A 12,268-nucleotide genomic window follows, 5' to 3' on the forward strand; every position below is an offset into this window, starting at 1 on the left:
GAGATTCCTTTAGCTTCGCTGCTCGGCCAGGCGCGCCACCAGGGCTTCGGCCAGGCCGCGGGGATCGGCGGTAAGGGTCGCGAGACCCGATTCGCGCAGGCTTTCCGGCATGCTCGGGGCGATGCAGGTGCTCGCCGACTGGGTCCAGAGCGTGCCACCGCGGCGCCGCACATAGGGCGCCGAGGCGGTACCATCGTTGCCCATGCCACTGAAGACGATGACCCCGCAACGGGTGCCGAAGTGCTGCGCCAGGTTGAGCATCATCTGGCTGATCGACGGCGTATAGGGCTCGGGCCAGGCGCGCTCGACGATGTCCAGGGCGCTGTTGGCACGGAAGGTGAGTTCCTGCTGGGTGGGTACCACCACCACCTCGCCGCAGCGCACCGGCTCACCCGGGCGCACGCCCTGGATGTGCCACTGGCTGTGCCGGCCCACCGCGCGCAGCAGGCTGGCGGCAAAGCCGTCGCCGATGTGCTGGGCATAGAGGAAGCCGACCGGCAGCCCGCCCGGCAGGGCATCGAGAAAGGCCTTCACCGCCGCCGGACCACCCAGGGACGCCGCCAGCAACCAGACCTCGGGGGCCGGATCGCCCGCCGGCAACGGCAGATTGGCCAGGGGTTCGGGCAGGGTCAGGCGCGGGGGGCGCGGCTGGTCCTGCAGCAGGGTCTCCAGCGCCGGGCCGACCGCCGCCACCGGATCGCCGATCAGCCGCTTGAGCTTGCCGATCAGGCGCTTCTCCCACTGAGTGAAGGGATCGGTGAAGCGCTCGGGCGCCTGGCCTTCGCCGAACAGGATGGGCACCTCGGCCCCTTCCAGCAGCGCGTCGACCAGCGACGACTCTTCCGTCTGGCTCAAATCGATCAGCCACAGGTCGGTCGCGACCGTGGGCCAGGCCGCTTCGTCGAAACGCTCCGGATCGCTGTTGAGGACGACGTGATAGCCATTGTCGGCCAGCACCTGCTGCAGCACGTGGCGCTGCAGCGGACTGTCGGCCAGGATGGCGACGCGGGCATTGTGCATCTCAGTCATGATCCCTGACCAACCGATGGATGTGGGCCAGGAGTTCGCTCTCCTGGTAGGGCTTGCCCAGGTACTCGTTCACGCCCAGGCTCAGCGCCCGCTCGCGGTGTTTTTCCCCGGTCCGGGAGGTGATCATCACGATCGGCAGGTCCTTGAGGCGCGCGTCGTGGCGCACCAGGGTCGCCACCTCGAAGCCGTCCATGCGCGGCATCTCGATGTCCAGCAGCAGGATGTCCGGTTGCCGTTCCTGCAACTGGGCGATGGCGTCCACCCCGTCCTTGGCGGTAAAGACCTCCATGCCATGGCGTTCCAGCAGGCGACTGGTGACCTTGCGCACCGTGACCGAGTCGTCCACCACCATGACCAGCGCCGGCCGGATGACTTCGGCCACCGTGGCCGAGCCCTGCGCCAGCCGTGCCAACTCGTCGCGGGTACCGCGCTGGCTGCGGATCATGGCCAAGAGGTCGAGAATCACCACCACGCGCCCGTCCCCCAGCAGGGTGGCACCGGACAGGCCCGGTACCCCGGCGAATTGCGGACCGAGGCTCTTCACCACGATCTCCCGCGAACCGGCCACCGCATCCACCTGCACGGCTACCGCGTATTCGGCGGAGCGCACCAGCACCACCGGCAGCGGCAAGCTCTGGCCGCTCAGCTTGGGCTGCTGGCCGTTGCCGAGCAGGTGGCCCAGATAGCGCAGATCATAGTGCTGGCCGCCGTATTCGAAGGTACTGGCGCCCGGGCGGTAATAGCGTTCGAGGTCGGCGGCGGTCACCCGCACGATGCCCTCGATGGTGTTGAGCGGCACGGCATAGAGATCGTCGCCGGCATGCACCATGAGCGCGCGGTTCACCGACACGGTGAACGGCAGGCGGATGGTGAAGCGCGTCCCCTCGCCCGCCACGCTGTGGATGTCCATGTTGCCGCCGAGCTGTTTCACCTCCTGGTGCACCACGTCCATGCCCACGCCACGTCCGGAAATCTGGGTGACGGTTGGCGCCGTGGAAAAGCCGGATTCGAGGATGAATTGCAGCAGTTCCTGATCGGTGAGCTGCGCGTCTTCCGCCATCAGGCCGCGCTCGATGGCCTTGCGGCGCACCGCGGCCAGATCGATGCCACGACCGTCGTCGGCCAGGGTCAGGATGATGTCGCCGCCCTCGCGGCGCAGATCCAGGCTGATCACGCCCTCGGCCGGCTTGCCGGCGCGCTGGCGCCCGGTGGCGTCCTCGACCCCGTGGTCGATGGCGTTGCGCAGCATGTGCTCCAGCGGCGGAATGATCCGCTCCAGCACCGTGCGGTCCAGCTCGCCCTCGGCGTTGCCGACCTGCAGCTCGACCGGCTTGTCCAGTTCGGCGCTGACCTGACGTACCACCCGGTGCAGCCGCGGCACCATGCGCTCGAAAGGCACCATGCGCGTCTGCATGAGGCTTTCCTGCAACTCGGTGTTGACCCGTGCCTGCTGCAGCAGCAGGGTCTCGGCATCGCGATTGCGCTGGCCCAGGGTGTTCTTCAGATCCAGGAGGTCGGAAGCCGATTCGAACAGCGCCCGGGACAGCTGCTGCAGCTGGGAATAGCGATCCAGCTCCAGGGGATCGAAATCCTCGTAGCCGGCGCGATCCACGTCTTCGTGGTGACGACTGATGATCTGCGCCTGGGTTTCGGTATCCAGCCTGCGCAGCTGATCGCGGACCCGCTCGATGGTGGCTTCCATCTCGCCGAGGGTGGTGCCGATGTCGCTGACCTGCTGTTCGACGCGACCGCGGAAGATCGAGGTCTCGCCGGCCAGGTTGACCAGCTGTTCCAGCAACGCGGCCGGCACCCGCACCAATTCCTGGGAAGAGCGCCGCTGCGCCGCCTGCTGGCGGACCTGCTGCAGGCGCTGCACGAAGGGCAGCGGCGCAATGGGCGCCGCGGGCGTCTCGGCCGCCACCATGAGCGGCGCCACGGCAACGCCTACCACCGGCAATTCGGTCGGTGCGTGTTCCGCACCGGCTGCGCCGTCCACGCCTGGAGAGTCTGCAACGTCAGCATCCGCGTCCGTCGCGGCCAGCGGCAGGTCGGCTTCGAAGGACTGCTGCTCAAGGTCGGCGGGCGCGTCCGACGCCTGGGGTGCGACCGTCAGGGGCGTGGCAGGCAGCGACAACTGGGCCACGGCCAGTTGCAGCCCGTCGACTCCCTGGGTCGCCAGGTCGCGAACGCGGTCGCCTGCGCCCAGCCCTACGGCCTGCGAACGCAACTCGACCAGTTGCTGTTCCAGTCCATGGGCCTGCTCGCCCAGAGTATGAAGGCCAGCCAGGCGAGCGCCGCCCTTGAGGGTATGCAGACAGCGCAGCAGCTCGTCCACTGCCACCTCGGGCGCGGCCGGCCAGCCGGCCAGGGCCTCGTCCATGCTGACCAGCAGGTCCTGGGCCTCCTCGATGAAGATCTCGAGGATTTCCGCGTCGGTGTCTGCGTCGAAGACCGGCGTGGCAACGGCCACCGCGGTGGCGGTCACGCTCGCTGCCAGCGGCGCTCCGCGATAATCGCGCAGGGCCTCGATGAGGTCAGTGGCAGGTGCCGGAGCCTGCCCCTGGGCCAGGGCTTCGAGTTGTTCGTGCAGGCGGTCATGGCAACGCTGCAGCAGGCCGCCCAGTTCTGCGCCGGGCTTGATCCGTCCCCGCGCCAGGCCTTCGTAGAAGGCCTCCAGAGCATGGGCCAGATCGCCGATGGCATCCACCTCGGCCAGGCGTGCACCGCCCTTGAGGGTATGCAGGTCGCGCAGCAGGGATTCCAGCGCGAGACTGTTGTGCGGCTCGGCTTCCCAGGCGCGCAGCGAGGTCGCCATGCTGTCGAGCAGGTCGCGACTCTCTTCGATGTAGATGGCCAGCAGCTCAGCGTCAGGACCTTCGTCCGCCTCCGGCACAGCGGCCATGGGCAGCGGTTCCGGGTGCTGGGACTCGGTCTCGGGCGCACTGTCCGCTACCGGGTCATCAATGTCGTTGGCGGCATCCACCTGGCCTGGAGCTGGCTCGGATTCACCTGCGGCCAGGTCATCGAGGTGACCGGTACGGATGCGCTGCAGGCGTTCGACCTGCTCGGCATGCTCGCTGACCGGCGTACCCGCCGCCAGCTCGTCCAACTGCGCCGCCAGGCAGCCATGGGCGTCTTGCAGAGGCTGGGCCAGTTCGCCACCACCGGCGAGGCGGCCGTCGAGCAGGCCTTCGTAGATGGCGTCCAGCTCGGTGGCCAGGCGCGCCACTGGCACCACCCCGGCGAGATGGGCACCGCCCTTGAGGGTATGCAGATCGCGCTGCAAGGTGCCGAGGTGGAAGCTCTGCTGGGGCTCCACCAGCCAACGTTTCAGTGCCCGGTCGGCGCTGTCCAGCAGATCTTGGGCCTCTTCGAGGAAGATCAGCTGCATCTCCGGATCGACGGTGGCGGTAGCCTCCGACTCGACCGCCGCGGCGTCCGGCGACTCGGTGTCCGCGGCCTGCGGCAGCGGCTCCTGCGACGCTTCCGGCAGCTCGCGGTCAGGCTCGGCTTCGGCTTCGGCTTCGGCTTCGGCTTCGGCTTCGGCTTCGGCTTCGGCTTCGGCTTCGGCTTCGGCTTCGGCTTCGGCTTCGGCGGGCAGTTCGACGTCGAGCGCCAGCTCGGGTGCCACCGGCGTGGCCGTTTCCGGATCGAAGAGGTCTTCGGGTTCGGGCTCGGCCAGCAGGGTGGTGGCCGCCATGGGCAGCCCGGCGAGAATGCCCGCCAGCAGGGCGCGCAGACCCTGGATCCGCTCCTCGTTGGGGGTGGCCCGCATGCCGCCCGCCAATTGATTGAGCATGCTGATCAGGGCTTCCTGGGCTTCCTCCGCCTCGCGGAAAAAGGCTTCATCGGCCGGCAGCGAACCGCTCGCCGCGGCGGCATAGACCACCTGCAGCGCCTCGGCCAGTTGCTCGACGTCGGCCAGGCCGACCCGGGCCGCCCCGTCGGCAAAGGTATTCAGTCGTTCGGCCAGCAGATCCGGGCAGGCCGCCAGGTCACCATCGGTGCGCCAGGCATTCAGGCGTTCGTCGGCTTCCAGCAGCAGCTCCATCGCCGGCATCAGGAAATCGGTCAGGCGCAGGACGTCACGCTGCTCCGGCAGCGGTGCTGCGGGGATCGGCAGCTGCGGATTCAGCTCTTCCAGCAGTGCCTCGCAGTGCTCGATCACGGCCGCCGCGCCCGTCAGCGGGGTCGCCAACGACCCCTCATCGAGGGTAGCCAGCCGCTGCTCCAGCAACTCGGCCCCCTGGGCCAGCAGGGCGCACTCGGGTTCGGCGAAGGCGACATGGGCGAGCTTGTATTCCTTGGCCAGCCGCTCCAGCGCCGACGCCAGCTCGGCCATTGGCGAACTGCCCGCCATATGGGCACTGCCCTTGAGGGTGTGCAGGGCGCGCAGGAGATTGTCGGAGACCGGCTGGACGCTACCGGCGTCGGCCTGTTCGAGGAAGCGACGCACGGTTTCCAGGTGCGCCTGGGCCTCGGTACGGAAGATGTCCAGCAGCTGGGTATCGGCTTCGCCGGCGGCGAGTGCCGCTGCCGCGGGCTCGACGCTCTCCACCTCAGGCAGCGCCGCCGCCACGGAGGGAACTGCGTCGCTCGCCGAAGCCCGCTCGGGCAGGGCTTCGTTGCGCGCCAGCGCATGAGCGGCATGGGCCAGCCAGTCGACGTCATCGCGCTGCCGTTGGCGATCCTCGGCGTATTCCTCGACCAGCTCCGGCAGCAGGGCAAAGGTCTGCTCGACCACCGTCTGCAGGGCAGGACTGTGAGCGACGCTATGGTCCAGCCGGCGATTGAACAGATTCTCCAGGGCCCAGGCCAGCTCGCCGATGACCAGCGCCTGGACCATGCGACCACTGCCCTTGAGGGTATGGAAATTGCGCCGCAATTCACTCAGCGCGGAACGCTGCTCGGGGTCTGCCTGCCAGGTCGGCAACCAGCGTTCCAGTTCCACCTGGACCTCGCCGGCCTCTTCGATAAAGACCTCGCGCAGCTCGTCCTCGACCGGTTCGGCATCGGCCGCCGGTGGCAGCAGCGCCTGCGGCACTTGCGCCGCCGGGGGATTGATGGGATTGACCGGCGCGGCCAGCACCTCGGCGACCGCATCGGCATCGGCGGTCGCCGGCGGCAGGCTGTCCAGCTCGATACCGGCAGGCAGCTCCTCGGCCTCTGCGCCCGCGGGCTCGGCCTCGCCATGCGCCGCGTCAGCCACCACATCGGCCGCTGCCTGCGCGTCCGCTTGGTGATCGGCGGTCAGAGGCTCGTCAGGTTCGGACTGGAATTCGGCGTGGGATTCTGCTTCAGCGTCCGCAGGCTCCTCGATCGGCAGGGCGGTGAGTTCCAGCGTCTCTTCGAGCACCGGCTCCGCTTCCGGCGCCGGCTCTTCCGGTCGATCCAGAGGCAGCGTCTCGACCGCGCTGGAGACCAGGGGCGCCTCCGCCTCCGCACCTTCGCCGACCGCCTTGGGCGGATAGCCGAGGGCGATGAGACTCTCGTCGGCGATGTCGAGAATCATGTCGTGGGGCGTGGACGGATCTTCCGCCAGGCGCTCCAGGTAATACTCGACGCTGGTGATGGCGTCGGCCAGGGTATCCAGGCTCTGCCAGTCCGGCACCGCCTGCTTGCCCAGCAGTTGCTGGCAGATGTAGTCGTTGGCCGCCTGCACCTGGGCCGCGGCCCGCTCCAGCGGGATCATCGCCAGGCCGCCACGCACCTGGGTCAGCAGCAGAGGCACCGGCTCCAGGTGGACATGGTTCCACTGGGAGGCGATGAACTCGATGATGGCGTCCTTGGATTGCTCCAGGCCATTGCGCGCCTCGCGCACCACCACCCGGTGCAACTGATCGATGTCGGTGGTGGGCAGGCGGCTCTCTTCGGCATCGCCGACCTCGTTGCCGCTGACCATGCCGGCCAGGGTGGCTTCGACATAGAGCAGCGCCCCAGCGATGTCCATCAGGGCGGCATCGCTGGCGTCGTGCACGCCAGCGGCCAGGTCGGCGACGGCTTCGTGCTGCTCCAGCACCACCTTGCGCGGCTGACCGAAGCCCAGCACCGCCAGGGTATCGGCGATCTGCTTGAGCGGTGCCAACAGGCCCCGCAGGCTGGCGGGCTGCTGGCGATCGCTGCGCACGAACAGGTCCAGGCTGTCCTTGATCTGCACCAGCTCTTCGCAGAGCGCAGTCACCACCGAACGCATGGCCTCGCGATCCGGACCGACGATGCGCGAGCGCTCGAAACCCACCAGCTCGGCATCCGGCAGGGCTTCGTCGAGACGGTAGTGGGCCTTGAGCGCGGCGATGCGCGGACTCTGCACCGGCGCCTTGGCCAGATAGAACAGCAGATTCTTCAGCAGATCGGCCGGCGCCGGCTGGTTGAGGGTGGTCACGCCATCGCTGATGAGCCGCTTGAGTTCACGATCCAATTGTCGCAGCAGACCGCGGATCGAGCTGCTGTTGTCCAGCTCGCCGGCCTGCAGCAATTCGGTCAGTCCCGCCGCCACCGGCCAGAGGGCGCCAAAGGGCGAACCGGCGCAGAGCTGGTCCAGGCGCTCGAAGACCCGCAGCAGGTAATCCAGGTGCAACTGGACATCGCGGTCGCGGAACAGCCCGACCTGGGCACCTTGCAGCGCCTGGCGCAGCTTGCGCAGGCGTGGCAGCCAGTCCGGCGCGGCGCGGTCGGCCAGTTCGGCATCGCTCAGCGACAGCGGCGTGGCGGACAGATCCGGCGAGAACAGGCTGGTTTCCGAGAGCAGCTTTTCACCACGCGCCGAGCGCAGGTCGTTGAGCAGCGGCAGGATGGCCAGTGGCAGATCGCGGCGGGCCTCGAGGACCCGATCCAGATAGGGCGGTACCTGCAGGATGGCCTGCATCAGCACCTCCAGCGCCTCGTCCGAGCTGTTCACCCGCTCTTCGTGGAGGGCCTGCAGCAGCAGTTCCATTTCCTCGGCGAGCAGCGCGGCGCCATAGAACTCCACCATCTGCAGGGTGCCGTAGACCTGGTGCACATAGGTCCGACAGAAACCCAGGCGGCTACGGTCGTGAGGGTTGTCGACGAACGCCTCGAGCGCCTTGCGGGCCTGCTGCAAGGTTTCGGCGATCTCTCCCTTGACCCACTCGAGGGCTACGTAGTCGTGTCGATCGATCATCTCGGCTCCTGTCATGCCGGGTGGTCTGGCTGGCGGGTGAACGCCAGGACTTCGGGATGATCGACGGGTACCAGTTGCGGGTGGCTCCAATTGCTCACCTCACCGACACCCAGGACCAAGAGCCCACCCGGTGCAAGCCGCTGGACCAGCTGATTGAGCAGGTCTCGACGCAGCCAGCGGCGGAAATAAATCAGCAAGTTCTGACAAAAAATGACATTGAGCCCCTGCAAGGGGGCCTGGCCCAGTTCCAGCACATTGAGCCGGGCAAAGCACAGTCGCTCCGCCAAGCCGGCGGCGACCTCGAAACTGCCGTCCGCCTGGGCACGGAAATAGCGCTCGCGCAGGCTGGCCGACACGCCGGCCAGCCGCTGCAGGCTGTAGCTACCCTGCCGCGCCTGGCGCAGGGCTTCGCTGCTGATGTCGGTGCCGGTCAGGGCGAACGTCAGGGGTCGCGCCTGCCGTGCCAGGACTTCGGCGGTACTGATGGCCATCGAAAACGCTTCCTCTCCACTGGCGCACCCCAGACTCCACAGGGTCAGCCCCTGGCCCTCGGTGGTCCGGGCGAATTCACTCACATAGGCTTCCAGCAGCGCGAAGGAAGGGGGATGGCGAAAGAAGCGGGTGGCCTGGATGGTCAGCCGATCGAGCAGTCGGACCCATTCGATGCGCCCGCTGATGCCCGCGCAGACGACCTGGTAGTAGCTGTCGTAGTCCGCGATCGCCAGTTCGCGCATGCGCGCGGCCAACTGGATCTGCAGAAAGCTGCGCTGGCGATCGTCCAGCACCATGCCGGCGCGGGATTCCAGCAGCTGTCGCCAACGCTCGAAGTCCGCATCCGGCAGCTCGGGAGCACGGCGCAACGCCCAACTCGACTCCCCCACCCCGTCTCCCCCTCGCCACACCACGATGTGGCCGCTGCATTCAGCCCAGCGGCTGCTCGTTCGGCAGATTGAAGCCCGACACCGAACGCCGCATCTCGCTGGCCAGCTTGGCCAGCTCGCCGATGCTGCGCGCGGTGGCGGTGGTACCGGCCGAGGTCTGCGAGGTGATCTCCTGAATCACGTTCATGGTGCTGGAGATGTGGCTGGCGGACGAGGACTGCTGACGCGCGGCGTTGGAGATGTTCTGGATCAGTCCGGCCAGGCTCTGGGAAACCTTCTCGATCTCTTCCAACGCCACACCGGCGTCCTGGGCCAGGGCGGCCCCGCGCACCACTTCCGAGGTGGTCTGTTCCATGGAGATGACCGCCTCGTTGGTGTCGGTCTGGATCGCCTTGACCAGAGCCTCGATCTGCTTGGTGGCGCCGGAGGAGCGCTCGGCGAGGCGCTGGACCTCGTCGGCGACCACGGCGAAGCCGCGACCGGCGTCACCGGCCATGGAGGCCTGGATGGCGGCGTTCAGGGCCAGGATGTTGGTCTGGTCGGCGATGTCGTTGATCAGGCCGACGATGTCACCGATCTCCTGGGACGATTCGCCCAGGCGCTTGATTCGCTTGGCGGTGTCCTGGATCTGCTCGCGGATGCTGTCCATGCCGATGATGGTGTTGTGCACCACCTGGTTGCCCTTGTTGGCGATGGCCACGGAGCGCTCCGCCACCGCGGTGGACTCCGAGGCGTTGGTGGATACCTGATCGATGGACACGGCCATCTCGTTGATCGCCGCGGAGGCCCCGGCGATTTCCTGGGCCTGGTGCTCCGAGGCCTCGGCCAGCACCGTCGCGGTGTCCTGGGATTCCTGGGCGGCGGCGGCCACCTGCACGGCGGTCTGGTTGATGGTCTCCACCAGTTCGCGCAACTGGTCGATGGAGTAGTTGATGGAGTCGGCGATGGCGCCGGTGAAGTCCTCAGTCACCGTGGCCTGCACCGTCAGGTCACCATCGGCCAGGTCGGCGATCTCGTCCAGCAGACGCAGAATGGCGGTCTGGTTGCGCTGGTTCTTCTCGTCGGTCTCGGCCAGGCGGCGGCGGGTATCGCGCACCAGGATGTAGCCGATGCACAGGATGGCGCCGAGGGCGATGAATACCAGCAGATAGCTGCCCACGGTGTTGATCTTGCGGCTCTGGGCCAGCGAAGCGTAACCGGCGCTCAGCTCCGAGGCGGAACCGAGCAGTGCCTGGGAGCCCTGGTAGATCAGGCCCACGGCGGAGCGGATCTGCAGCAGTTCGGGCGAGGTGGCGAGAATCTCGTCGACGTTGCCGGAGACGAATTCGAACAGCTTGTTGGCTTCGTTGAGTCGGCTGACCGCCTCGGGGTCGGTGATCTTGGCGATGCCCATGGAGGCATTGCCTTCGCGCATGGCCTTGAGTACCCGGCCGAACAGGCTGGCGTCGCGACCAAAGCTGTCGGCAGCCTGGACGGCGGCTTCGTCGCCGGTAAGGATCTTGTTGATGGCGCCGAGGATCCGCTCGGCCAGCAGTGCCTGACGCTGGGCCACCACCACCTGGCCGGCGGGCGCGCCGCGCTCGATCAGGATGTCGACGACCTCTTCGTTCTCGACCTGCAACTGGGGAATGGTGTCGGCCAGGGCGCCGGACAGCTGGTGCAGGGACAGTACGGTCTGCTCGCTGCCGAGCATGGTGTCGACCTGCTTGCGCTGGGTCTCCCACTGGGATTGCAGGGTATCCAGACGCGGGCCGAGGATCGCCGGCGAGGGCGGCAGACCGGTCTGCGGATCGCCGCTGCGCAGGATGGTCAGGCGCCGCTCGAATTCGGCGCGCGCCTGGCGCAGGTCCTTGAAGGCCTCGGCCTTGCCAGTGGCGGCCTCACTGGCACTCTTGGCCAGCTGCTGCGAGAGAATCCGCAGCTCGGTGGCCTGACCCTGATACTGGTTGTCGTAGTTGGTCTGGGTGCCCAGGTACGCGAAGTTGGCGAACAGCAGCACGATCGCGACGATCAGCACCACGAACATGCCCGCGACCCACGCGTTGATTTTCCCGGTATTGAGTTTGTTCATCAGCGGCCCCCGCCTGGACCTTGGTTCCTTTAGTTCTATCCTTGTCGGACGCCGGACCGGTTCGCTTGAAGCCGATGCTCGTCGCCCTACCCCCACCCGTCGGCGACGGCTCCTGCCATCCCGACCCCGATCCGCCTCGCAGCGCCCGGACGCCTGGCGACCTAGGCCGCGACGTCCATGAATTCGGGATGCTCGACCAAGGCGCGTGGGCTGCAGACCAGCCAGGGCACGTCGCGTTGGAAGACACCTTCCAGAAAGAAGTGCAGGCCCGACGGCACGTTGTCGGCGTGCTCGCGATAGGCCTCGATGTCGAAATGCTGCATACCCAGGACTTCGTCAACCGCCAATCCGACGAAGAGGTCGCCATGGTCGACGATCAGGATGCGCCGCTGTTTGCGCAGGGCCTGGATCTTCACGCCGAGGAATTGCCCCAGGTCGGCGATCGGCAACAGGCGACCGCGTACGTTGGCCACGCCCTTGAGCCAGGGTTTGACGCCGGGCAGCGCGGTGAAGCGCGGCTCCGGCAGGATCTCGCTGACCTCGCCCATGGGAATCACGAAGCGCAATTCACCGAGACGAAAGCCGATACCGCTCCAGCTGCGCTGGTTTTCCTGTTGCGCCGGCAGACCGGCCGCCCGCTCGCGGCAGCGCAGATCGATCAGGCGCAAGAGTTCATAGGGCGTGGTGGCGTCGCTCATAGGATTCCCTGCCCTGTAGGGCGCTGCCGCGAGAAACGGACGTCGGACGTTAGCCTTGCAGGACACCCGCCAGGGTGCGCAGTAGGGTGTCTTCGTCGATGGGCTTGGTGAGATAGTCCTTGGCGCCCTGGCGCTTGCCCCAGACCTTGTCGGTTTCCTGGTCCTTGGTGGTGACGATGACCACCGGAATGTGGCTGGTCTCGGCATCCTTGGTCAGCTGCCGGGTGGCCTGGAAACCGTTGAGGCCGGGCATGACGATGTCCATCAGGACCGCATCCGGCTTCTCCTGACGGGCCAGGGCGACGCCATCGGCACCGTTCTCGGCCTTGAGCACCTGATGCCCATGCTTTTCCAGCATGGCGGTGAGCTTGTACATCTCGGTGGGAGAGTCGTCGACGATCAGAATTCGAGCCATGAAAATTTCCTACTAGATAGAATCGCCCGCCTC

At 67.4% G+C, this 12,268-nt stretch carries 6 protein-coding genes; all 6 read right to left on the reverse strand.

Annotated elements, in window-relative coordinates; all coding sequences use genetic code 11:
- Positions 1 to 9 precede the first annotated feature (9 nt).
- The 6 genes from NRG74_RS13800 to pilH all read right to left on the reverse strand — a co-directional run bounded on the left by NRG74_RS13800 (position 10) and on the right by pilH (position 12,235).
- Positions 10 to 1,029: a chemotaxis protein CheB gene (locus tag NRG74_RS13800; RefSeq protein WP_068382885.1), complete on the reverse strand. Its 1,020-nt coding sequence runs from the start codon at positions 1,027 to 1,029 to the stop codon at positions 10 to 12.
- On the reverse strand, positions 1,022 to 8,170 hold the full coding sequence (locus NRG74_RS24435; RefSeq protein ID WP_307773950.1) for an Hpt domain-containing protein: 7,149 nt from the start codon (positions 8,168 to 8,170) through the stop codon (positions 1,022 to 1,024). Before NRG74_RS24435 ends, NRG74_RS13800 begins: the two co-directional genes overlap by 8 nt.
- A gap of 11 nt (positions 8,171 to 8,181) precedes the next feature.
- Positions 8,182 to 9,030, reverse strand: coding sequence for a CheR family methyltransferase (locus tag NRG74_RS13820; protein WP_017640973.1), 849 nt, complete (start codon positions 9,028 to 9,030; stop codon positions 8,182 to 8,184).
- Between the two features lie 61 nt (positions 9,031 to 9,091).
- Complete coding sequence (locus NRG74_RS13825; protein ID WP_017640974.1) at positions 9,092 to 11,122, reverse strand: methyl-accepting chemotaxis protein; 2,031 nt, start codon at positions 11,120 to 11,122, stop codon at positions 9,092 to 9,094.
- Between the two features lie 161 nt (positions 11,123 to 11,283).
- Entirely contained in the window at positions 11,284 to 11,820 is a 537-nt protein-coding gene (locus tag NRG74_RS13830) for a chemotaxis protein CheW (protein WP_017640975.1), read from the reverse strand.
- Positions 11,821 to 11,869: 49 nt separating this feature from the next.
- Complete coding sequence (gene pilH / locus NRG74_RS13835) at positions 11,870 to 12,235, reverse strand: twitching motility response regulator PilH (RefSeq protein WP_007161680.1); 366 nt, start codon at positions 12,233 to 12,235, stop codon at positions 11,870 to 11,872.
- Between the last annotated feature and the right edge of the window lie 33 nt (positions 12,236 to 12,268).

The organism is Pseudomonas oryzihabitans, assembly GCF_024652905.1.
GTDB classification, from domain to species: Bacteria; Pseudomonadota; Gammaproteobacteria; order Pseudomonadales; family Pseudomonadaceae; genus Chryseomonas; species Chryseomonas benzopyrenica.

What these genes read in the sequence shown, in the direction of transcription:
- NRG74_RS13830 (WP_017640975.1), bottom strand. Translation starts at nt 11,820, where the DNA reads ATGAGCGACGCCACCACGCCCTATGAACTCTTGCGCCTGATCGATCTG.
- NRG74_RS24435 (WP_307773950.1), bottom strand. Translation starts at nt 8,170, where the DNA reads ATGATCGATCGACACGACTACGTAGCCCTCGAGTGGGTCAAGGGAGAG.
- NRG74_RS13800 (WP_068382885.1), bottom strand. Translation starts at nt 1,029, where the DNA reads ATGACTGAGATGCACAATGCCCGCGTCGCCATCCTGGCCGACAGTCCG.
- NRG74_RS13825 (WP_017640974.1), bottom strand. Translation starts at nt 11,122, where the DNA reads ATGAACAAACTCAATACCGGGAAAATCAACGCGTGGGTCGCGGGCATG.
- pilH (WP_007161680.1), bottom strand. Translation starts at nt 12,235, where the DNA reads ATGGCTCGAATTCTGATCGTCGACGACTCTCCCACCGAGATGTACAAG.